13 protein-coding genes and 2 pseudogenes are annotated in these 23,071 nt (G+C 58.7%); 10 read left to right on the top strand and 5 right to left on the bottom strand.

The features are described 5' to 3' along the window. Nucleotides 1-174: 174 nt before the first annotated feature. From J3P92_RS23055 to J3P92_RS23025, 7 genes are all read left to right on the top strand, one after another. Nucleotides 175-1,887 (top strand): ShlB/FhaC/HecB family hemolysin secretion/activation protein, encoded by a 1,713-nt coding sequence (locus tag J3P92_RS23055; RefSeq protein ID WP_434649184.1) that lies wholly within the window; start codon nt 175-177, stop codon nt 1,885-1,887. Between the two features lie 22 nt (nt 1,888-1,909). Continuing rightward, the gene (locus tag J3P92_RS23050) at nt 1,910-9,577 is read left to right on the top strand and encodes a DUF637 domain-containing protein (protein WP_434649182.1); all 7,668 of its coding nucleotides are present in this window, start codon (nt 1,910-1,912) and stop codon (nt 9,575-9,577) included. Beyond that, nucleotides 9,574-9,936 carry a hypothetical protein gene (locus J3P92_RS23045; RefSeq protein ID WP_434649180.1) on the top strand — a complete coding sequence of 121 codons (363 nt, stop codon included), beginning with the start codon at nt 9,574-9,576 and terminating at the stop codon, nt 9,934-9,936. The genes J3P92_RS23050 and J3P92_RS23045 overlap by 4 nt, the downstream gene beginning before the upstream one ends. Before the next feature lie 396 nt (nt 9,937-10,332). Next, nucleotides 10,333-10,626: an Imm8 family immunity protein gene (locus J3P92_RS23040; protein ID WP_434649178.1), complete on the top strand. Its 294-nt coding sequence runs from the start codon at nt 10,333-10,335 to the stop codon at nt 10,624-10,626. 292 nt (nt 10,627-10,918) lie between these two features. Beyond that, nucleotides 10,919-11,389, top strand: coding sequence for a DUF2247 family protein (locus J3P92_RS23035; protein WP_434649176.1), 471 nt, complete (start codon nt 10,919-10,921; stop codon nt 11,387-11,389). Between the two features lie 256 nt (nt 11,390-11,645). Then, nucleotides 11,646-11,942 (top strand): hypothetical protein, encoded by a 297-nt coding sequence (locus J3P92_RS23030; RefSeq protein WP_434649174.1) that lies wholly within the window; start codon nt 11,646-11,648, stop codon nt 11,940-11,942. A gap of 173 nt (nt 11,943-12,115) precedes the next feature. Continuing rightward, nucleotides 12,116-12,535 (top strand): hypothetical protein, encoded by a 420-nt coding sequence (locus J3P92_RS23025; protein ID WP_434649172.1) that lies wholly within the window; start codon nt 12,116-12,118, stop codon nt 12,533-12,535. A gap of 179 nt (nt 12,536-12,714) precedes the next feature. Here the strand turns inward: J3P92_RS23025 and J3P92_RS23020 are convergent, their stop codons facing one another. Then, nucleotides 12,715-13,152 (bottom strand): hypothetical protein, encoded by a 438-nt coding sequence (locus J3P92_RS23020; RefSeq protein ID WP_434649171.1) that lies wholly within the window; start codon nt 13,150-13,152, stop codon nt 12,715-12,717. A gap of 436 nt (nt 13,153-13,588) precedes the next feature. Here J3P92_RS23020 and J3P92_RS23015 point away from each other — a divergent pair, with 436 nt between their 5' ends. Next, complete coding sequence (locus J3P92_RS23015) at nt 13,589-13,924, top strand: DUF6124 family protein (RefSeq protein ID WP_434649169.1); 336 nt, start codon at nt 13,589-13,591, stop codon at nt 13,922-13,924. A 177-nt stretch (nt 13,925-14,101) separates the two neighbouring features. On the opposite strand, the pseudogene J3P92_RS23010 reads toward J3P92_RS23015, so the two are convergent. After that, a pseudogene (locus J3P92_RS23010) lies at nt 14,102-14,701 on the bottom strand (methyl-accepting chemotaxis protein); the annotation flags it as partial. Nucleotides 14,702-15,004: 303 nt separating this feature from the next. After that, nucleotides 15,005-15,661: pseudogene (locus J3P92_RS23005) on the bottom strand (MCP four helix bundle domain-containing protein); the annotation flags it as partial. Between the two features lie 324 nt (nt 15,662-15,985). Here J3P92_RS23005 and J3P92_RS23000 point away from each other — a divergent pair. Together J3P92_RS23000 and J3P92_RS22995 are read left to right on the top strand one after the other, a co-directional pair. Continuing rightward, complete coding sequence (locus J3P92_RS23000; RefSeq protein WP_434649167.1) at nt 15,986-16,216, top strand: hypothetical protein; 231 nt, start codon at nt 15,986-15,988, stop codon at nt 16,214-16,216. Continuing rightward, nucleotides 16,213-16,515, top strand: coding sequence for a cell division protein ZapA (locus tag J3P92_RS22995; protein ID WP_420767095.1), 303 nt, complete (start codon nt 16,213-16,215; stop codon nt 16,513-16,515). The genes J3P92_RS23000 and J3P92_RS22995 overlap by 4 nt, the downstream gene beginning before the upstream one ends. 162 nt (nt 16,516-16,677) lie before the next feature. Here the strand turns inward: J3P92_RS22995 and J3P92_RS22990 are convergent, their stop codons facing one another. Beyond that, nucleotides 16,678-18,480 carry an acyl-CoA dehydrogenase gene (locus tag J3P92_RS22990; RefSeq protein WP_434649165.1) on the bottom strand — a complete coding sequence of 601 codons (1,803 nt, stop codon included), beginning with the start codon at nt 18,478-18,480 and terminating at the stop codon, nt 16,678-16,680. Nucleotides 18,481-18,726: 246 nt separating this feature from the next. Beyond that, nucleotides 18,727-22,680, bottom strand: coding sequence for a trifunctional transcriptional regulator/proline dehydrogenase/L-glutamate gamma-semialdehyde dehydrogenase (gene putA, locus J3P92_RS22985; RefSeq protein ID WP_434649163.1), 3,954 nt, complete (start codon nt 22,678-22,680; stop codon nt 18,727-18,729). Nucleotides 22,681-23,071 lie beyond the last annotated feature (391 nt).

Here is a 23,071-nt window from a genome sequence, read left to right as displayed (position 1 = left end):
GCCCGTTTCGCAGGAGATTGTGTTTTAGACGCGTTATTTCGTTACTGGATATGGGAAATGTCTAATGACAAACGAACAGCCCCAACGGGCCAAGTCAATGTTGTCTCCAGCGGGGCGGCTACTTAGTATCCGCCCGCTATTTTTGGACGCTACTTCTTGCTCGAGGGATCGAACATGTCTCCACCCGCCCATTGGGCGAGGTTGTGCCTGGCTTTGCTGTTGCTGTGCCTTTCTCCGCTTTCCCCTGTTTATGCCGCGCCAACCCCCGGCGACACGGACCTGATCCGCGAGCGTCAGAATCGCTTGCTCGAAGAGCAGCGTCGACGCCTCGAAGAACTCAAGGACCTGCCAGGCAAGGAAGCAAAGCCGGTCCAGCCGACAAAACCTGCCGACACCCGTTGTTTTCCCATCAAGACCATCGAGCTCAAGGGCGCCGACGCCTTGTCCGAGCGCGAGCGCCAACGCTTGCTTGCCCCCTACATCAACCAATGCCTGGGTGTGCCGCAGCTTAACGAGTTGCTCAAGACCATTACCGATGCGTACCTGGAAAAGGGCCTGGTCACGAGCCGTGCCTATTTGCCCCAACAGGACTTGTCCAGCGGTCACCTGCAAGTGCTGGTGGTCGAGGGGCGACTTGAGGGCCTGAAGGGCGCCGAGGACAGCGGGCTCTCCGAGCGGGAGCTGGCGATGAGCTTTCCCGGCAAGCCGGGCGATCTGCTCAATCTGCGGGACATCGAGCAAATGGTCGACCAACTGAACCGTTTGCCATCCAACCGTGTGGAGATGGAGTTGGCGCCAGGGCAGAACATCGGCGGCAGTGAAGTGCTGGTCAAGAACACCGCGCAGAAACCCTGGCGCGCCGGCCTGTCACGGCATAACGACGGGCAGAAGAGCACGGGCGAGCAGCAGTGGGGAGCCTCCCTGGACTGGGACAGTCCCTTGGGCCTGGCCGATCAGCTGGCCTTGCGCGGTGGCCACGATGCCATCAGCGATCGTCAGAAGACTTCGCGCAACGCCATGCTCTATTACAACCTGCCCTTTGGCTGGTGGAACCTGAGCTACACCTACAGCGAAAGCGAGTACCGCGCGCTGGGCCAGGCCAACGGCTTCAACTTCAAGCAAAGCGGCGACAGCCAGAACCATCAGGTGCGCCTGGAGCGGGTGGTGCACCGTGACGCGGTGAGCAAGACCTCCCTGAACACGGGCCTCTCATACCTGCGCACCAACAACTTCATCGAAGACAGCAAGCTCGATGTGAGCAGCAATCGCATCAGCGCGGCGCAGTTCGGCATCAACCATGGACGACGGATCGGCAATGCCTTCGTCAACCTCGACCTGGGCATGCAAAACGGCATCGGTGCCCTCGATGCGCAAGGCGACCACGACCCTGGGCCTGGCGCGCCGGATGCACGCTATCGCAAATACACCGCCACCCTCAGCTACCTGCAAGCCTTCCAGATGTGGGGCGAATCCTTCAGCGTCAGCAGCCTGATGACTGGCCAGCGCAGCGAAGACGCGTTGTTCAGCCCGCAGCGCATGAGCCTCGGCGGGTTGTCTTCGATTCGCGGCTACAAGGACCAGACGCTGGCCGGCGACAGCGGCGGCTACTGGCGCAATGACCTGCGCTGGAGCCGTCCGGTGACGCTGCAATGGCTGCGTCCGGTATTCGCCGAATACGGCACCAGCCTCGGTTACGACCAGGGCGTCATTCGCGGGGATCGCTACAACGGCGATCAGCACGGACGTATGTCGAGCAATTCCCTGGAGTTGTTCGCCCGCGGTGAGAACCTCAGCGCCAGCATCACTTTCGCCCATTCCCTGGAACGTCCCGATGCCCTGACCGAGCGCGAAGCGCCGATCTACTTCCGCCTCGACGTATCCATTTAATTCGCTGCAACGAGACCCGATCATGGACGACCGCCAATACGCCTTCCTGGCCCGCCAGCCTTCTGCTGCCCTGAAAACCCGTGATGCGTTCTGGGGCATGCCCAAGCGCGGCCTGGCGTTCCTGTTGGCCAACGTTATGTTCTGGCAACCGCTGTGGGCCCAGGCCGACGGCATCGTCGTCAGCGCGCCGGGCACCAGTCTCGGCAAGGCGGGCAACGGCGTGCCCATCGTCAACATCGCCAAGCCCAACGGCAGCGGCCTGTCCCACAACAAATTCATCGACTACAACGTCGGCAGCAATGGCGTGATCCTCAACAACGCCACCAACCCCGCCCAACCCACGCAACTGGGCGGGATCATCCTCGGCAACCCGAACCTCAAGGGCACGGCGGCCAAAGTCATTCTCAACGAGGTCAACGGCGGCAACCCCAGCCAGTTGCGCGGCTACACCGAAGTGGCGGGACAGTCGGCCCACGTCATCGTCGCGAACCCGTATGGCATCACCTGTAACGGCTGCGGCTTCATCAATACGCCAAAAGCGACCCTGACCACGGGCAAGCCGATCATCGAAAACGGCCAGTTGAGCCGCTATCAAGTGGATCAGGGCAGCGTCGCCATTGAAGGCGCGGGCCTGAACGCGAACAACGTCGACCGTTTCGAAATCATCACCCGCAGCGCCAAGATCAACGCCGAGATCCAGGCGAAGAGTCTGACCATCGTTGCCGGGCGCAACGACGTCAACGCCGAGACCCTCAGCGCCACGGCCCGTGCGGACGATGGCAGCGCCAAACCCGAACTGGCGATCGACTCCTCGGCGTTGGGCGGCATGTACGCCGGCGCGATCAAGCTGGTGGGCACCGAAGCGGGTGTCGGGGTGAAGCTGGACGGCAAGATGGTTGCCAGTGGCGGGGATATCCAGCTTGATGCGAATGGGCATTTGAGTCTGGCGCAGACCACGGCGTCGGGCGTGGTTGATATCAACGCCCAGAGCCTGGATGCCCGGGAAACGATTTATGCCGGCAATCAGGTCCAGGCGACGACCCGAGGCACCCTTACCAACCGGCAAGCGATCGCCGCGCGGGACAATGTCACGCTGACGACCGATGGGCAGCTCAACAACCTGGGCATCATCGAGGCGGGCGTCAACGTCGACAACACTCGCAACCAGGTAGGCGACGTGGTGCTGACCGCCGCAAATATCGACAGTCGCGGACAGAGCGTCATCGCCAGTCGTGACTTGAAAGCCACGACCACGCAGACCCTCGACAATCGCGGCGGCACGCTTTCTGCCGGAAAAACATTGAGCATTGATAGCAAGGACCTAGACAACCGCGCCGGTACGCTGGTCAGTCAGAATAAATTGCAAGCGCGGGCCAGCGGGACGCTGGATAACCGCGATAAAGGGACCATCGCCAGCAACGGCGAGCAGACCTTGGTAACCGGTACGCTGAAGAACAGCGCAGGGGTCATCAGCAGCAACGATCTTCTCCAGCTCGAAACAGACGTCCTGGATAACAGCAGCGGCAAGATTGCGACCGACGCCGCGCTGACCCTAAAGGGCGGCAGCGTTGAAAACAGCGGGGGACAAATCACCAGCCAGGGTGACACGGTTGCGACGTTGAAAGGCTTCAACCAGCAGGGTGGCAAACTGGTGAGCCAGGCAAAACTGACCCTCACCGCAGACAGCATCACCAACAGTGACGAGGGTTACATCGCCTCGGTCAAGGCCATGAGCCTGACCGCTTACGAGCAACTGCTCAACAACGGCAAAGCGATCATCAGCGCCGAACAGGGGCTGACGATCATCGGTGGTGATCTCGATAACGCCAACGGCAGCCTGCTCAGCCAGGGTGACCTGACGGTTGATATTTCCGGCGATTTCGTCAACCGAGACGGCAGCGCCATCACCCAGGCCGGGAACGTGGAGGTCGAGGCGAGCAGCCTCGATAACCGTGGCGGTGTGCTTGCCAGTGTTGGCGGTTGGCTGAAAGCCACCCTGGACACGGTGCTGGATAACGGCCAATCGCTGACCAACAACGATGCCGGGTTGCTTCAGGCGCAATCCGTCAGCCTCGATGCGAAACAGGCGCTGCTCAACAACGGCGGGCAAGTGTCGGCCCTCTCCGGAACCGCAGAAATCGCCACCACCACCTTCGCGAACCGCGGTGGCTCCGTACTCGCCCAGCAGGCGCTGACGGTCCGCGCCAAAGACGCGGACAACGCCAGCGGCAAAATGGCGGCGGACACGATTGATTTCACGCTTACCGGTGCGCTGGGCAACCAGGGCGGCCTGGTAGAAGGCGCGAATGGCCTGTTGATACGGGCGCTGTCGCTCGATAACCAGGACGGCAAACTGCGCTCCGTGGGGCAGCGAGGGACTGCGACATTGACGGTTGACCGATTGCTGGATAACCAACGCGGCGTCATCGAAGCGGCCACCGAGAACCTGTCCTTGAAAATGGCCGACTTCAAAAACGCCAGTGGCAATATTCGTCACGTCGGCACGGGCATCCTGGATGTGGACCTCGCCAGGTTCGCCAACGTCGGCGGCAGCCTGACCACCTCCGGCACCTTGACGGTCGACGCGGCGCGTTGGGACAACAGTTCGGATATCCAAGCCGATGTCCTGCAGTTGAACGTAGGCCAGCTCAATCAGACCAGCACCGGCAAATTGCTCGCGGTCAAAAGCCTGAAGGCAACCGGCGACGCCTGGAACAATGCGGGCACGATCAGCAGCGACGATGATTTTGACCTGCAGTTGACAGCGGCCTACACAGGCACCGAAAACAGCCGCCTCAGTGGGGTTGATCAATTCGATTTGCGTGCCGCCAGCATCGACCTTTCCAGCGGCTCGCGCCTGGCCGGAGGTGGCGTCACCACCGTCACCAGTCTCGGGGCATTGAACAATGCCGGACGGATCACGGGCGGCGGCAAGTTCTCCCTGTCCGCCACGCGCCTGGTCAATACGGGGACGCTGGGTGGCGCCGACGCCGTCGAGCTGGTGGCCAACGAGGCCCGTAACGACCGCGGATTGATATTCAGTGGCGCGGACATGGCGCTGCGCTTCAACAGCTTCACCAACGTGCGCGCGGACGTGTATAGCCTCGGCGCATTGACTGTCACCGCGCAGGATGGCGTCGCTCGCAGCACGCTGCTGGAAAACATTTCCGGCACCCTCGAATCGGTCAAGGACATGTCGCTGCGCAGCCAGGTGCTGGTCAACCGCAAGGACGTCTTTTCCACCACCGATGAGTTGGTGTCGGGCGCCATCAGCGTGACCTGCTACGACTGCGGCGGTGATCACCACAACGTCGACTATGTGGCCAAGGAAACCTTCCAGAGCGTCGTGCTCGAAGACTCGGCCGGCGCCACGCTGATGAGCGGGGCGAAGCTGACCGTCGACGGCTCCACGGTGACCAACCAACACAGCGTCATGGCTTCGGCGGGCGACCTGCTGATCATCGCAGACAACTTCGCCAACGTCGGCGCTACTTCCGGCACGAGCATCAGGACGCGTACCTGGAATACCGGCAGGGTCACCGATGGGACGGACGAGCGTTTCCGCGCACGATTCATCTTCCCCTACAACGCCCAGGCCAACCCGAAACAAGTGCCTGTCGATGCGTTGAACAATTTCCGTCAGGTGAGTGACATCACGACCGTGACGCCAGGACAATCGCTGGCGCCGGCAGTGGTTCAATCGGGCGGCAACATCAGCATCCAAGCGACGCAACAACTGGAAAACAGCAGCATTGTGCAATTCCAGGCGCCGTTGGCTGGCGCGAGCAAGTCCACGGCCACCGGCGTCGTCAATACGGCACGGCCTGCTGTCGTGGTACTCAACTCGCAACTGCCGCCTGACCTGGCCCAACAGCAGGTCAACCCGACCACCATGCCCGGGTTCGCCCTGCCGACGGGCGAGAATGGCCTCTTCCATGTCGTCGACAGCACGGCGGCGGCGCAAAACAGCCATGACCAAAGCCAGGCCAACGTCCAGGGGTCGAACGCAAGCTGGGCCGTTACAGGTCACAAGTACATGGTTGAAACCAATCGTGAACTGACGGACCTCAAGCAGTTCATGAGCTCGGACTACCTGCTCGGTAATCTGGGCTATGACACGGACACCAGTTGGAAGCGCCTGGGCGATGGCTTGTACGAACAACGCCTGATCCAACAGGCCGTGCTCGCCCGTACCGGGCAGCGCTTCATCGATGGGCAAACCAGCGATGAGGGCATGTTCAAGTACCTGATGAACAACGCCATCGCCAGCAAGGAGCAACTGAACCTGGCCGTTGGCGTGACCCTGACTTCGCAGCAAGTCGCCGCGCTGACCCATGACATCGTCTGGATGGAAGACCAGGTCGTCAACGGCGAGCACGTATTGGTGCCGGTGCTCTACATGGCCCAGGCCAACAACCGGCTGGCGGCCGATGGCGCGCTGATCCAAGGCAAGAACCTCACACTCATCGCAGGCACCGACCTGAGGAACGCCGGGACGCTGCGTGCCAGCGAAAACCTTTCGGCGGCGGCCGGGAACAATCTGGTCAACACCCGCCTGGCGGAGGCGGGCGAGCGGCTCAAGCTGGTCGCGGGCAAAGACCTGGTCAACATGCAAGGCGGCATCCTCAAGGGCAAGGACGTCGAGCTGTCGAGCCTGACCGGCGACATCCGCAATGAGCGGACCGTCAGCGTCATCGAGAACAGCGGCAAGGGCTTCAGCTCGAAAACCTCCGTGGTCGACAACGCGGCACGCATCGAGGCCGGCAACAACCTTACCGTGCGCGCGGGGCGCGACCTGCTGAACGTGGGGGGCGCGATCACGGCGGGCAACGATGCCGACTTGAGCGCCGGCCGAGACGTCGTCATCTCCGCCGCTCGCGAAGAAAACGGCTCGATGCGCCAGGACAAGCGCCACTTCTGGGAACAGAGCCAGACGGTCCAGCATGCCAGCGAAGTCAAGGCGGGCGGCGACCTCAACGTCACCGCCGGCAACAACCTGACCGTCGTCGCCAGCCATCTCCAAGCCAAAGGCGACATCAACCTGAGCGGCAACGACGTCGCCCTGATCGCGGCGGCGAACGAAGAATCCAGCGAATACCGCTACAAGCGCAGCGGCAAGAAGATCAACAAGGAGGAGGACCATGTCCAGCAACAGGCGACCACGCTTGAGGCTGGTGGTGATGTAAGGGTTTCGGCGCGTAATGACCTGTTGATGGTCGCGAGCAAGATCGCGGCGGGTAATGAGGCTTACTTGGTGGCGGGTAACCAACTGAATCTGCTGGCTGGGCAGAATCGGGATTATTCGTTGTATGACATGAAGAAGAAGGGCGGTTGGGGCAGCTTGAAGATGCGGCGCGACGAGGTGACACAAATCACCCATGTCGGCAGCCAGATCCGCTCCGGAGGTGACCTGATACTTAAGAGCGGCGATGACCAGCGCTACCAAGTGGCCCAACTTCAAAGCGGAAAGGACCTGATACTGGAAAGCGGCGGCGCCATCGTCTTTGAGGGTGTGAAAGACCTGCACGACGAAAGTCATACCAAGACCAATAACAACGCGTTCTGGAACTCCGCCAAGGGCAAGGGCAACACCGACGAAACCTTGCGCCAGACTCAGATGACGGCAGCGGGCAACATCACCATCAAGGCGGTCGAAGGCCTGAAGATCGATATTAAGCATGTCGATCAGCAAACGGTCAGCCAGACCATCGATGCGATGGTCAAAGCCGATCCGCAGTTGGCCTGGATCAAAGAAGCCGAGCGACGCGGTGATGTCGATTGGCGGCAGGTGAAGGAAATACATGAATCCTTCAAATACAACACGTCGGGCTTGGGGCCGGCTTCGCAGTTGATTATCGCCATCGCCCTGGCCGCCGTAATGGGGCCGATGATGGCCACCATGAATACCATGGTTCAGGCCGGAGCAATCAGCGTCGCGACCAAGGCGACGGTCAGCACCATCGACAACCGAGGGAACCTCGGCGCGATTGCCAAGGACGTTACTTCCAGGGACAGCTTGAAAGGGTATGCCGTCTCTATAGCTACTGCTGGGGTTACGCAAGGGCTTGGTTATGACGCAAGCACAGTTGGCTTCAATGCCGAGAGCGTAAAGACAGTCGCTATGAAAGTGGCAGCGGATGCCACGATTAAAACAGCTGTGTATGGAGGCAGTTTCCAGGACAACTTAGCAACTTCGTTGGCTGGAACGGCGGCAAGCATCGGTGGGGCGTATGGCGCCGGAAAAATCGGCGACTTAGGCTTGGCCGGAGGCAGCTTGGAAGCGATCGTGCTTCATTCGGCCCTGGGCGGATTGATGGCCGAAGTCATGGGAGGAGACTTCCGTACAGGTGCAATAGCGGGCGGGGCAAACGAGGTTCTGATCGGCTTGCTGGGGGATACGCTTCTGCCCTCGCATCTGGAGCCCGGTACGCCTGAATACACTCGGGCCCAAGAAAATCTGGTCGCACTTTCGAAAGTTGTCGGCGTTCTAGGCGCCGCGGCCTCTAACGGAGATCTCAACGTTGCGGCGCAAGTGGCGGAAAACGGCACGCGTTACAACTTCCTCGGAAACCACTCCCAAGCAGAGCGAGAAAGAGCTCTCAAGGAGTATGAAAAAACCAAGAGCCTAGACGCCGCCAAAAAAATGCTGGTGCTCCAAGGCTCGGATCAACGTAGTGATGCGTTGTTGGAGCGTTTTCATACCGATCCCGCGTCGCTTTCTCCGGCAGAAAAAACAGAGCTGGGCGCTTATCTTCAGGTCTACGGCTACGAGCAAAGCCTCAAATACGGTGAGGAGGCTGCTCGCACCAGCATCGACAATCTGCTTGAAAACGGACCGGTTCCTTATCGGGACTATCCGTATGCAGGCGGTACTACCAAGGAGCGAATTGCCTATGCCGACGGCCTGAGAGCTCAGGACGGCGTGTCGGTGGCCAACATCTTTTGGTCCAGAGATCAGAGCGCTAGCGAAATGCTGTACCGCGATGCTGAGGGTTACCTGCGCATCAATCGTGAAATGCAGGCGATGAGTGACGTGGGGTCACCCGCTCTGTATTTCCTGACCGGAAATCTTGGCACTACGATTCGGGTAGCCGCTGCAGCGAATGGCGTGCTTCAGGCGGGGCACGGCGCGGGCCAGGTCTATGATGGTGATACGTGGAATGGCATTGGCAACATTGTGGTCGGCGCCATGAATGCGGCGAGTCTTGGGGTGCCAAAGATCGGCTCCTCTGGACGTGTCAATGGTAGTGTAGGGGCAAAAGCGACAGCAGGTTCTGTAAAAGTTCAAGCAGCGCCAAGTTTTCCAAATCAATTCCCTGATCACCCAACAGGTGTTCCAACTCTTATCTCAGATACAAAATTGGCCCAAGGTGCAGGAAAATATAACTATGTTGTTCTTGAGGATGGCCAGTTAGTAATCGGGCGAAAATTTAACGATGTGGGTGGTGGCCATATTGACCTTGCAAATGGCAAGCCCGTTATTGCGGCGGGAGAGGTGAAGATTTTGAGCGGGAAAGTTAAATATATTGATAATACCTCTGGGCACTATGAGCCCTCTGGCCACGCTGCTCAGGCCGCAGCAGAAAATGCATTCTCTCAAAAAGGGTTTGATGTGGCTGGTAAATACATAGAAAAAGTCTGGGTTCCAAACCCGAGCAACCCGAGAACAGGTGCATGGGTGCCGAAATGAGTGACGTAGTTAAGCAATTTGACATGCTTTGCGATGTGGCTATGGCTGCTTTTGGTGAAGAGTTAGAGATTTCCTATGAAATGTCTTTGTTGAATATTCTAGAGTTTGTGAAAAGTAACCCAGGATATAAAGATGATTTTGTAGATAGATTTAAACTGATATTAGTTTCTAATAACTCGCCATTCGAGGCTGTGGCATTTTGCATGCGAGAGCTTCAATGGCCCGAAATTAAGGAATTTGTGATTTCAAAGATGAACCCTTCACAAGATCCTCGTAGTGAGGCTCTGCGAAGTGTATTGACTGCATATGACGAGTTTTGGCCCGATGCGGATATTTATCAGTACTACAGTATGAGTTAGTTGGTGCAAAAGCAACAGGCGTTGCGGATGAAGCTGCAGGTTCATTAAGAGCAAAAAGGGGCAGATTTAGGGAAAGGGGGCAGATTTATTAAAGGGGTGCTAAATAAATATATCCTCTTTCTTCTAACTCACTGAAGCTACGAAAGGGAAAGGTAATTTCGGCATTGGCTCTGGTACACGAGAGCAAGATGTAATGGGGAAAGCTTGGGTTGGTGGTGGGTATAAAGTAGCCAGTGATGGGAAAACGTTAGTTGGTCAGGATGGCTTGAGGCAGTATAGGCCGCCTACTTACAAACCCTATTAGCAGGGAACTCAGGCTAATTTTGAACAGAGGTTCCGGGTCAAGAGACAAAGAAATGGCAGTCAAATGCCCACTTGGACATAACGGATTAAGCTATGAACGCAGAATTAAAGCGGGTCCATAGTCCCGGTATTTATAATCTTGAAAATTACCATCCCGAATGCTCGGATTGTTTTAACTTTCTCCTCCAGGCGATGATTGGTCCAGCAGGTGAGGATGGTGAGGAATCATTTGATATTGAGGTGTGCACTCCAAAGTGGATTGAAAAAAACCTTGGAGTAGACGAGGTTCTTATAGGTGCGCATTACCTTATCGTCCGAGAATACAATTATCAGAAAATAGTTCTCACCATTGAGAAATTTTTGCTGGGTTGTTCGGGGGCGAGCTAAAGCGAGGTTTCAAGAAAACTGTCAAAATTAGGTTCCTGGGAGTTCGAGGCCTACGAAGATGAGGCATGAATAAGGCAGAGCCTTCCTACAAAAAAGGGGGCATGTTGCAGGAACGGAGGCGCCGGAAAAAATGGGGCAGGCCCTGGCGGATTCTTAAAAAAACCTGTCCCTTTTTTCACTTTTTTCCCTGAGTGGATCGTTGAAGAGGGAAGTGTGACCCATCGGCGTTTTATTCCCGGCGGTCAGGTGACTGGGCGACCTAACCAGCCTCCCAAAAGGTAGGAAGAAATCTTTGTCACCATTCAACATGCTTTTGAAGTTAGGATTGGCGTGCTGGTCGACTATCCATTTAGGGATCAAGAAAGGATGGGTGAAAAGAAATGAGGTTTTTAAATATGCTATCGATAAGCTTGCGGATGGTAAGGACAGCCTGAACGTTGCTTTAATCGCGGGCCGCGACTACTTAACTGATGAAGAACTTCTCTCGTTGATCGAGGGGCAGATGCAGGGGAGGAACGTTGCTTTCGATATGGAAAAGTGGCGCCTAGCATTTTTGATTTGTGTTGAAGAGTCCACTGAGAGTGATGACGACAAGGTGCGTAGGCTTCAAGAGATATACGCGGATTTTGATTACCCTGAAGATATGTCCCTGTGTAGCATATACTCCTTGGGCGATACCCCTCCGCTTGCGGAGATGAGTCAAGTTGTGCAAAAGCTGAAGGAGAGGTTTTGTTTTAAGGGAAAGGGAAACGGATTTATTTAAAGTGCGGGAGTGAAAGTCATACCTCTTCTAGTGTTAAGTAAGTCTTCTTTTATATTTCAATGGGGTATGAGCGCGATGCATTGCTTTCTGGAAGGTCCGCGAAACTTTAGTGTGAGAGGTAGTGTTGGTTAATGAGTTTTTAAGTGAGGTCAGGTATCGCTCGTTTTATATGAGTGGGAATCTGGTATGTGAGTTGTTGGTGCTGTTTTTTCTCGTTTCGGAGTCAGGGTGGGTATCGCTTACGGTTAGCGAGGGTGTGTCGAAGTTTACTTTGTTAGGCACAGCCCCCGACTTGCTTGATTTATCAGAAAGTGGCGATGATTTTGCATATCCGACTGGGGTGTTAAGTGATCTTGATACGTATCTTGGGTTAGAGATTTTAGCTATGTACGAGTATAGGATTAACGGTTTGAGTGAGGGTTGCATAGGCGTGTATTTTGACTTTGGTGAATGTGGAATTAGCGTTGTTGAACGTGATGGCTGCATGGTTGTTATAGAGGGTGTGCAGTGGTGTTCAGAGGATAATGTCTCGCTTTATAAGATGCATAATTAGAGTTGGGAGGTATCTGGTAAAAAATAAGAAAAAGGTGGGATTTAATTAAATGATGGGGAGGGAGGCCGGGGCGAATTTAATTGGAGGGGGTAGAGGTCTTTATCGCTGAGGTGTTAAATAAAACTGCGCCATTTTTTCGCTAGCTCGGGATAAAGTGCCTTGGAGGGCCATTGATGAGACATAATGTTGTTTCACGCTTTATTGCAATGGGTTTGACTTGCTTTACCTTGACCGGTTGCATTCACTACGAGCATAAAAGCGCAGAAGGAAAACCCTGGGACGAGGTTGCGACGATTCGGCAGTTCGACAAGAGTCTGTCGATATCCAAGATCGATGACGATACGTTGTTATATTGGCTAGCCCGCCAGACTGAATATCGACTCGGAGCAGGACGGCACAAGCTTTCTGTGAAGCACGCCATTGGAACTGAATACCGTTGGCCCGTGGAGATGACAGTCGATCTGGAGGGGGGGCGTACCTATGGTCTTTATGGCACGTCTTCGATGAAGTGGTGGTACTACGAGGTTCGGGATCTTGAGACAGGGCGTTCTGCGAAGGTGGTGGATCCGGCTGCTACAGCTGCGCCCAAGTAGGCAAACTCGGTGTTCAGAAAGGTTGAGTTCATTGCTTTTGGGGCTGCTGCGCAGCCCAGCGGGGATGAATCCCCTCGCCACAAGGGACTGTCGGCGATGAATAGCGAGGACTGCTTTGCAGCCCAGCGGGAGCAAGCTCCCTCGCCACGGGAGCCGGTTGACTGGTCAGCTGGTGGAGGTTACAGCGGGCACCACGGGTCTCCCCCGTTTGCGCTTTCCAGGATTTTTGAAAAGTTTCGCGCAAATCCCCAGCCTGAGGCCACGGCGGTCATGGTGGTTGCGCAGGCGGGGTTCTTTTGCGAGACGATCACGTTCATATAGAACTGGCTTCCGTAGATCGTTGGCGCCCACAGCACCATGTCGCTTCTTTCGGCGTTCCGGTCGACTTTCAATTGAATGGTGTTGACGAGTCTTGCGCCGGTGTTGAGCTCGGTCACTTGGGGATGGAAGCAGTGGTTCAGGTAGCGTTGCACGCGTTCTTCCACCAGCGCCCGCTCTTGCGTCAGGCAATATTCGGGGCTGGTTGTGCCGGTGTTCAACAGCACATCCTTGGTATATGGATGCAGCGAGCAGCCGCTCAGTAATAGAAAAACGATTCCTGTAAATCCCTTGTACAAATTCAAGCTCCTTTGAGATACGGCGGGTTGCCAAAGCGGATTGCCGCAAGGCGGCGGGCGGGACTATACGCAATTTTTTTCGGTGTGGAAGGGCTGGATGGGGCTCGTTGTAGGAATCGACTGAAAGATATTCCCCATTGACTTGCAGGACATTTCCTAGAAAATTCCAGCCTCTTGCGCCTGCCGGTTTCGGTGCCTAGTCTGTGCTCACCGCTGCCAATCAGCGGTCGGGTTTAGCAGCTCGGAGTCACGTTAGGCGCATGGCAACTGCCATTCAGTGCGGGCATTTTTATGCTCGAATTCTTATGGCGGCTGTGCGCAGGGCATCCTCGGGTGCGCCGGTTTCCTAACGTACCGGTCTGCTAACCTGCGCGCGGCTGCCACCTATTCGTTTAGCAGCGAACGTGGCGGCTCTCACTTACGTTAGGAGCATTCCATGGACAAACTCATCCCAGACCCACCAATCCCGCCTCTAGACCATGCTGCCGACGCCCACGCCGAGCGTCTCATCGATTCCTTTCTGAATCCCAAATCCGCCCAGCCTGAGGAGAAACCCTCCTCGGACCCGCTATTCACCGTCGTGGAGGGCGTCGATGCCGAAAGCCTGTTGGCCAACCTCAGCGAAACCCTGGCCTCGGCCAGCGCGATGGCGGGCGATCTGGCGTTCGACCTGGACGGCTCGCGACGACACGTTGCATTGGGGCTGCAACAGTTGATCGAACTAGGGGAGCTGTTGGCGAACCGGGCGTTGGATGTCGTCGATCCCAGGTAGAGGCCTTGGGTTTGATCGAGAACACTGTGGCGAGGGAGCTTGCTCCCGCTCGGCTGCGAAGCAGTCGTCGCTTTCGAGGATGGGGCCGCTACGCGGCCCAGCGGGAGCAAGCTCCCTCGCCACAAAAGCTGGATTGTTGATCACCCATGGTCGGTGGGGAATCAACCGATGCGCGGGTTAAAGGCTGAACCGCCCAACCATGCTGTTCAAATCCACCGCCAGGCGCGACAGTTCGGCGCTGGCGGCACTGGTCTGATTCGCACCGGTGGCCGTCTGCACCGACAGGTCGCGGATGTTCACCAGGTTGCGGTCCACTTCGCGGGCCACCTGGGCCTGTTCTTCGGCGGCGCTGGCGATGACTAGGTTGCGTTCGTTGATCTCGACGATGGCGGTGTTGATGGTGTCGAGGGACATGCCGGCGCCGCGGGCGATGTTCAGTGTCGATTCGGCGCGTTCGGTGCTGTTGCGCATCGAGTCCACTGCCTGTTCGGTGCCGCTCTGGATGCTGCCGATCATGCGTTCGATCTCGCTGGTCGACTGCTGGGTGCGGTGGGCCAAGGCGCGGACTTCGTCGGCGACCACGGCGAAACCACGACCGGCTTCACCGGCACGGGCAGCTTCGATGGCGGCGTTCAGGGCCAGCAGGTTGGTCTGGTCGGCCAGACCGCGGATCACGTCGAGCACCTTGCCGATGTCTCGCGACTCATCGGCCAGGTTGCCGATCAGCGTGGCGGTGCTCTGGACGTCGGCGCTCATGCGCTCGATGGCACCGACGGTTTCCTGCACCAGGTCGCGACCGTCGCCAGCGGACGTGGTGGCGTGTTTCGACGCTTCCGACGTGCTGACCGCGTTGCGGGCAACTTCTTCCACGGCGCTGGTCATCTCGTTGACCGCGGTGGCGGCTTGTTCGATTTCGTTGTTCTGCTGGGTCAGCCCACGGGCGCTTTCGTCGGTGACGCTGTTGAGCTCTTCGGCGGCGGAGGCCAATTGCGTGGCCGAGCCGGAGATCCGTTGCAGGGTGTCGCGCAGTTTTTCCTGCATGGTCGACATCGCCCGCAGCAGTCGGCCAGCCTCGTCGCTGCCGTCAACGGTGATCGGCCGGGTCAGGTTGCCCTTGGCGATTTCTTCGGCGGCATCCAACGCGTTGGCGATCGGCTTGGTGATGCTGTTGGTCAGCAGCCAGGCGAACAGCAGGGTCAGGCCGGTGGCGATGGCCAGAAGGGTGACGACCCAGATGAAGGCTGTGGAATATTGCTGTGCCGCGTTTTTGTTGAATGCTTCCGCTTGCTGGTTGTTGATGTCCGACAGGCGAGCGAGCGCTGCGTTGATAGCGTCGGAGTTGCTCGTCAACTCAGCGTTGAGCAGCGCTTGCAGTTCGTTGAGCTGATTGTTGCGCGACAGGGTTTTCATCCGCTCTTCGAGCTGACGGTACTGATTGAGCAGCTGCGTGAGTTGCTCATACGCGGCCCGTTCTTCAGGCGCACTGATGAGTTTCTCATAAGTCATCTGGGCGGCGCGGACCTGCTGGTTGCGTTGCTCGAACAGGTCCAGCGTTTTTTGCTGGGTATCCGCTTCGCGGTTGATCAGCAGGCGATAGGACAACACGCGCAGGCGCAGGGTGAGCTGGGTGACGTCATTCAGTGCTTTGATACTGGGCACGCTGTTCTGAGCGATGTTTTCGCCGGACACGCGAATCTTGCTCATCTGGCTCAAGGCAAACACGCCGAGGGCCAGCATCAGGGCGCCGATCAGGGCAAACCCCAGGAACGCCCTCGGCGCGATGTTCATATTACGTAGGGACATGGAAGTTACCGTGAAGAAGCGCGTCCGTGCGGGGCTGTGACTGGTTTCAATGACTTATCGGTCTTGCGACTGAAGTCTTGAGGGCGCTGCGTGCTTTTGTCGCACTCCACCGGCAACGGCGCGACGAAGGGTCGGAACCAGATTCCTTGTTCGCAGTCTCTACAGCTCGCCAGTGGTGCGCCGCTGTTCTCTGAGTCGTGGCGTTGACGATGACTTTTCTTTATCGTACGCGCCCCTTGAAAAACCCTGGAAATCAATATGTTGGAAACATCCCTCAGCCAGCTGGAGCAATTGGTCAACGACCTGGTGCAACAGAACCGTCACCTCGCCGGCCTGAATGAAACCCTGGGCGCCGAACTGGCGAAGGCCAAGGATGAAAACGAAAGTCTGCAATTGAGCCTGATGGAGCAGGAAGAACTCTACGGCACCACCACCGCCCGGATCCAGGCGCTGATCGAGCGCGCCAGCACCGCAACGGCCAGCGCATGAGTCAACGTGTCGATGGGGTGACAGTCGTCTCGATTCTCGGGGAGGACTATTCGATCAAGGCGCCGGCCGGGCAGGAGCAAGCGTTGCTGGACGCTGCTTCGATGCTCAAGGCGGCCCTGGCCGATACCAAGCGTAAATACCCGACCTTGATCGGTGATCGCCTGCTGGTATTGGCGGCCATGAATTTGTGTTCGCAACAGATCGAAATGCAGAAGCAGCATCGGGCGGAACTCGACCGTTACCAGGAGCAGGTCAGCGCCACGGTCGAAGTGATCTCCAAGACGATTCAGCAGGCCTGAGGCCACGGTCCGGCTTATAAGCGGCGTTGCCCGCACTTAAGTCATCGCGAGCAGGCTCGCTCCCACATGGGGGCTAAGTGAACATGAAACTGCGTTCACCGCCGATCATTGTGGGAGCGAGCCTGCTCGCGATTGGATGTCAGCCGCGCTACAGGCGCTGGCTCAGAACCATTCATCCCGCATTCCCAGGCAGGTGTCATCCCGCGCTTCGAGCAGCGTCAGCTCATGCTGGCAACCCGGCACTTCCCAGGTCAGGAAGTAGCGCGCCGCTTGCAGCTTGCCTTGATAGAAGTCGACGTCCGTCGCGTTCCCCTTGGCCAAGCCCTCCTCGGCACGAATCGCCTGTTCCAGCCAGCGCCAGCCGATCACCATGTGCCCAAACACTTTTAGGTACAGCGCCGAATTGGCCAGGCTATCGTTGACCTTGCCTTGGGCCAGGTCGGTCAGCAGGCCGAGGGTGACTGTTTGCAGGCGTGCCACCAAGGCTTCCAACGGCTGACGCAAGGGTGTCAGCGATTCGTACGCTTGGGCGCGCTCAGTGGTATCGGCCACCAGGCGGATCAATTGCTTGAGCCCGGCACCGCCGTTCTGCGCCAGTTTGCGTCCCAGCAAGTCCAGGGACTGGATACCGTGGGTGCCCTCATGGATGGGATTCAGGCGGTTGTCGCGGTAATACTGCTCAACTGGGTATTCGCGGGTGTAACCATGGCCGCCGAGAATCTGGATGGCCAGCTCGTTGGCCTTCAGGCAGAACTCCGAGGGCCACGACTTGACGATGGGCGTGAGCAAGTCCAGCAACTCATGGGCGCGCCGACGCTCGGCTTCGCTTTCCAGCGTGGTGGTGTCGTCGAACAGGCGCGCCGCGTACAGGCCCAGGTCGAACGAACCTTCCACGTAGGCCTTTTGGGTCAGCAGCATGCGGCGCACGTCGGCGTGCTGGATGATCGCCACGGGGGCGGTGCTCGGGTCCTTGCTGTCAGGCACGCGGCCCTGCGGGCGTTCGCGGGAATATTCAAGGGAATACAGGTAGCCGGCGTAACCCAGCATCACCGCCCCCATGCCGACGCCGATGCGAGCCTCGTTCATCATCTGGAACATATAACTCAGGCCGTAGTGCGGTTTTCCTACGAGATAACCCACGCATTCGCCGTTGTCGCCGAAGTTCAGCGCCGTGGACGTGGTGCCGCGCCAGCCCATCTTGTGAAACAGACCGGCCAGCAGCACGTCGTTACGCTGGCCGAGGCTGCCATCATCGTTGACCAGGAACTTCGGCACGATAAACAGCGAAATACCCTTCACGCCCGGCGGCGCATCCGGCAGTTTCGCCAAGACCATGTGCACGATGTTTTCCGACAGCGGATGGTCGCCGCCGGAGATAAAAATCTTGTTGCCCTTGAGCCGATAGGTACCGTCGGACGCCGGCTCCGCGCGTGTACGAATATCCGACAACGATGAACCCGCATGGGGCTCGGTCAGGGCCATGGTGCCGAAGAAGCGACCATCGATCATCGGTTGCAGAAAGCGCTGTTTCTGATCGTCGCTGCCGAAGCTTTCGATCAGGTTCGCCGCGCCCATGGTCAGGAAGGGGTAGGACGTCGAAGCGGCGTTGGCCGACTGAAAGTGCGCAAAGCAAGCCTGGGACAGCAACGTTGGCAGTTGCATGCCGCCGGCCTCGAAGCTGCGGGCGGCGTTGAGAAAACCAGCCTCCAGGAACGCATCCACCGCCGGCTTCACTTCCGGGATCAGGATCGCCTCGCCGTTTTCATAGCGTGGTTCGTTTTCGTCGTTCTTGCGGTTGTGCGGCGCGAAATGCTTTTCGGCAATGTTGCGTGCCGTGCCGATGGCCGCCTCGAAGGTCTCGCGATTGTGCTCGGCAAACCGTTCGCGCTGGGTCAGGCCTTCGGCATCAAGGACTTCATACAGCTCGAAAGCCAGATTGCGGGAACTGAGCAGCGTCTCGGACATGGCGGCCTACCTTTTCTTGGGATGGGCCGAGTCTAGGTCTGGGAATGGAGGCTGAACAGGATGATTGATTTGGGTGATGGAGCAGAAGGGGCGACGCTAATCAAAAAATGTGGGAGCGAGCCTGCTCGCGATAGCGGTGGGTCAGTCAGAGATGATTTCAACTGGCACACCGCTATCGGGAGCAAGCTCGCTCCCACAGGGATTTCGACGACCAGGCACCTATTGCAGATGCCTGGTTTGCAGCGTTTAGCCGATGGTCATCAGGCTGGCGTTACCACCGGCCGCGGCGGTGTTGACGCTCAGTGCCCGTTCGATGACCAGGCGCTCCAGCGCGATGTTGGTTTCGCCTTGGGACAAGCCATGCACGCCGACGATGGCACCGGCTCGCTTGGCCACTTGCTGGCAGACACCGCGCAGTTGATCCGAATCGCCGTGATGCAGGACGGCGTCGAACAGCACGTCGTCCTTGGTCCAGCCGGCAACGCGCTGGATGCGTGCCTGGATTTCCTTCGGCAAGCGTGCGAACACGGCCTTGCTGGTGTCGGACTCCGGCCACACGGCCGAGCCGCCGACGGCCAGTACGGCTGCCAGTTGTGTAAGCAAGTCGCCTTCCACATCCGCCAGGCACAGCACGTGCTCGCGGGGCAGGATGGCGTAGCTGTTACGTTCGCCTGTCGGGCCGGTGAGCTGGCGGGTGATGCCGCTTTGCGACTGGGCGGCGAACTGCACGCACAGGGCGCTCAGTTCGGCAAGCTTCTGGCTGTCGGCCCAGGTTTGCAGGGCGGTCAGCGGCTTGCTCATGGCGTCGCGCAGGCGCAGGTCTGGCGCGGCCAGGGCGTCGCCACGTACGAAGGATTGCTGGATCGCATCGGTAGGACGGGTCGACAGCAGGCGGTACAAGTACAGCGGGCCGCCGGCCTTCGGACCGGTGCCCGACAAGCCTTCGCCGCCGAACGGCTGCACACCGACCACCGCACCGACGATGTTGCGGTTCACGTAGACGTTGCCGGCATGAACGTTGTCGATCACCTTGGCGATGGTCTCGTCGATTCGGGTGTGCACGCCCAGCGTCAGGCCGTAGCCGGAGGCGTTGATCTGGTTGATCAACTGGTCCAGCTCCTTGCGCTTGTAGCGAACCACGTGCAGCACGGGGCCGAAGATCTCCCGTTGTAGCTCATCGAAGCTTTCCAGCTCGATCAGCGTCGGCATCACGAAGGTGCCGCGCTTGCATTCGTCGCTGTCGGCAATCGCCATCTGGTACACAGTGCGACCTTTATCGCGCATGGCCTGGATGTGCTTCTCGATACCAGCCTTGGCTTCGGCGTCGATCACCGGACCGATGTCCACCGACAGACGCTCCGGGTTGCCGAGGCGCGATTCGGCCATGGCGCCCTTGAGCATTTCGATGACGCGGTCGGCGGAATCTTCCTGCAGGCACAGCACGCGCAGGGCCGAGCAACGCTGGCCGGCGCTGTCGAAGGCTGAAGACACCACATCGATGACCACTTGTTCGGTCAGCGCCGAGGAGTCGACGATCATAGCGTTCTGGCCGCCGGTCTCGGCGATCAGCGGGATCGGACGGCCCTGGTTGTCCAGGCGCCCGGCGATGTTGCGCTGCAACAGGCGGGCGACTTCAGTAGAGCCGGTGAACATCACGCCTTTGACGCGATCGTCACCCACCAGGCGGGCACCAACGGTTTCACCGCGGCCCGGCAGCAATTGCAAGACGCCTTCCGGAATACCGGCTTCGAGCAACAGGCGTACAGCCTGGGCCGCTACCAGCGGAGTCTGCTCGGCGGGCTTGGCCAGTACCGGGTTGCCGGCGGCCAATGCGGCGGCGACCTGGCCGCTGAAGATTGCCAGCGGGAAGTTCCACGGGCTGATGCAGACCACTGGACCCAGTGGGCGGTGGGCATCGTTGGTGAAATCGTTGCGGGCCTGCACCGCGTAGTAACGCAGGAAGTCCACGGCTTCGCGTACTTCGGCGATGGCGTTGGCGAAGGTCTTGCCGGCTTCACGGGCCAGCAGGCCCATCAGCGGCTGGATCTCGGCTTCCATCAGGTCGGCGGCGCGCTCGAGGATGGCGGCGCGTTCGGCCGGTGGCGTCGCCTGCCAGATTGGCGCGGCGTTGAGGGCGCATTGGATGGCGTTGTCGACGTCTTCGACCGTGGCTTCCTGGACGTGACCGACCACATCGCGATGATCGGCCGGGTTCAGCACCGGCGCCGGCGCTTCTTCGCTGGCGGCGCAACCGAGCATCGGCGCGGCTTTCCAGTTGTTGTGAGCAGTAGCCAGCAGGGCGCAGGACAACGAGGCCAGGCGATGTTCGTTGGCCAGGTCGATGCCGCTGGAGTTGGCGCGTTCGCTGCCGTACAGGTCGCGTGGCAGCGGGATGCGTGGATGCGGCAGGCCAAAACCGCCTTCCAGGGTAGCCATCTGCTCAATGCTTGCCACCGGATCGGCCACCAATTCCTGAATGGAAATGGACTGGTCGGCGATGCGGTTGACGAACGAGGTGTTGGCGCCGTTTTCCAGCAAGCGACGCACCAGGTAGGCCAACAGCGTTTCGTGGGTGCCGACCGGAGCGTACACACGGCACGGACGGTTCAGCTTGCCTTCGGAGACTTTACCTACAACTTGCTCGTACAACGGTTCACCCATGCCGTGCAGGCACTGGAACTCGTACTGGCCCGGGTAATAGTTCTGACCGGCGATGTGGTAGATGGCCGACAGGGTGTGGGCGTTGTGCGTGGCAAATTGCGGGTAGATGACTTCTGGCACCGACAGCAATTTGCGTGCGCAAGCAATGTAGGAAACGTCGGTGTAAACCTTGCGGGTGTACACCGGATAGCCCTCCAGGCCTTCGACCTGGGCGCGCTTGATCTCGCTGTCCCAGTACGCGCCTTTTACCAGGCGGATCATCAGGCGGTGACGGCTGCGACGGGCGAGGTCGATCACATAGTCGATTACGTATGGGCAACGCTTCTGGTACGCCTGGATCACAAAGCCGATGCCGTTCCAGCCGGTCAATTGCGGCTCGAAGCACAGGCGCTCGAGCAGGTCCAGGGACAGTTCGAGGCGGTCGGCCTCTTCGGCGTCGATGTTGAGGCCGATGTCGTATTGCTTGGCCAGCAGAGTCAGCGACAGCAGGCGCGGGTACAGCTCGTCCATCACCCGCTCGTACTGGGCGCGGCTGTAGCGCGGGTGCAGGGCCGAGAGCTTGATGGAGATGCCCGGGCCTTCATAAATCCCACGGCCATGAGACGCTTTGCCGATGGAATGGATAGCCTGTTCGTACGAGGCCAGGTACTTCTGGGCGTCATGCTCGGTGAGTGCGGCTTCACCCAGCATGTCGTAGGAATAGCGGAAACCCTTGGATTCGAACTTGCTGGCGTTGGCCAGGGCTTCGGCAATGGTTTCGCCGGTAACGAACTGCTCGCCCATCAGGCGCATGGCCATGTCGACGCCCTTGCGGATCATCGGCTCGCCGCTCTTGCCGATGATGCGGCTCAGGGACGAGGTCAGGCCCGCTTCGTTATGGGTGGCGACCAGTTTGCCGGTCAGCAGCAGGCCCCAGGTAGCGGCGTTGACGAACAGCGACGGGCTGTTGCCCAGGTGCGGCTGCCAGTTGCCGGTGCTGATCTTGTCGCGGATCAGCGCGTCGCGAGTGCCCTTGTCCGGGATACGCAGCAGCGCTTCGGCGAGGCACATCAGTGCCACGCCTTCCTGGGACGACAGGGAAAATTCCTGCAGCAAGCCCTGAACAATACCGGCACGACCGCCGGCACTCTTCTGGTTACGCAGCTTTTCAGCAATGGAAGCCGCCAGCTTGTTGGTGGCTTCGGCCATTTCGGCCGGCAGGCGCGCTTGCTCGATCAGCATCGGCACCACTTCCGGCTCTGGGCGACGGTAAGCGGCGGTGATGGAGGCGCGCAGGACCGATTGCGGCAGGATGCTCTCGGCGAATTCCAGGAAGCATTGATGAGCGTGGTCCGCTTGGACTTCGCCGGCATCGTCATTGTCGGCGCGGCTTGAACCGTTCAGCTCGGTCAGGGTTGCACCACCCTCGAGTTTCTCCAGGTAATTGAAAATTGCCTGCTTGATCAGCCAGTGCGGCGTGCGATCAATCGAAGTCGCGGCCGCCTTGAGACGTTCGCGGGTCGGGTCGTCGAGTTTGACCCCAAGGGTGGTGGTAGCCATATTTTTATCCTCATGTTTGCCACGTACCGCGTGGCATCAGCTGGCGGCAAGATTAGCTGCGAGCCGGGGGAGGTGCAACCGGGTGCAACCGGTTTTTTGTCGAAATTATGAGCAGTTCATCCGGATGGTCTGTAGTCCCTTTCATGAGAGCACCTGTTTGGTGCGAAAAATCTTGCAAAAGCTTCCTTCGATGCACCAATAGCGGGCAATAATTGCCATCCGTACGATTATTCCGACTGGGTGCAACTTATTTGAACGAAACTGGTTGCACCTTATTTGGATTGTTGAATAGCATTCGCGGCCAAGGTGCAACCGGTTCTGGGTACAAAAACCGGGTCGAGCTGCATCGGCTGATGGCTTTCCTGGGGAAACATCAGTCATAAATTCGCGG

This window comes from Pseudomonas sp. D3-27, from assembly GCF_051132165.1.
In the GTDB taxonomy this organism is placed as follows: Bacteria; Pseudomonadota; Gammaproteobacteria; order Pseudomonadales; family Pseudomonadaceae; genus Aquipseudomonas.
The sequence above is the reverse complement of the archived record's forward strand: the minus strand, read 5'-3'. Positions and strand labels throughout refer to the sequence as shown.

Bases quoted from the DNA above. Each gene is read 5' to 3' on its own strand.
- J3P92_RS23055 (WP_434649184.1), top strand. From the start codon at position 175: ATGTCTCCACCCGCCCATTGGGCGAGGTTGTGCCTGGCTTTGCTGTTG.
- J3P92_RS23050 (WP_434649182.1), top strand. From the start codon at position 1,910: ATGGACGACCGCCAATACGCCTTCCTGGCCCGCCAGCCTTCTGCTGCC.
- J3P92_RS23045 (WP_434649180.1), top strand. From the start codon at position 9,574: ATGAGTGACGTAGTTAAGCAATTTGACATGCTTTGCGATGTGGCTATG.
- J3P92_RS23040 (WP_434649178.1), top strand. From the start codon at position 10,333: ATGAACGCAGAATTAAAGCGGGTCCATAGTCCCGGTATTTATAATCTT.
- J3P92_RS23025 (WP_434649172.1), top strand. From the start codon at position 12,116: ATGAGACATAATGTTGTTTCACGCTTTATTGCAATGGGTTTGACTTGC.
- J3P92_RS23015 (WP_434649169.1), top strand. From the start codon at position 13,589: ATGGACAAACTCATCCCAGACCCACCAATCCCGCCTCTAGACCATGCT.
- J3P92_RS23000 (WP_434649167.1), top strand. From the start codon at position 15,986: ATGTTGGAAACATCCCTCAGCCAGCTGGAGCAATTGGTCAACGACCTG.
- J3P92_RS22995 (WP_420767095.1), top strand. From the start codon at position 16,213: ATGAGTCAACGTGTCGATGGGGTGACAGTCGTCTCGATTCTCGGGGAG.
- J3P92_RS22990 (WP_434649165.1), bottom strand. From the start codon at position 18,480: ATGTCCGAGACGCTGCTCAGTTCCCGCAATCTGGCTTTCGAGCTGTAT.
- putA (WP_434649163.1), bottom strand. From the start codon at position 22,680: ATGGCTACCACCACCCTTGGGGTCAAACTCGACGACCCGACCCGCGAA.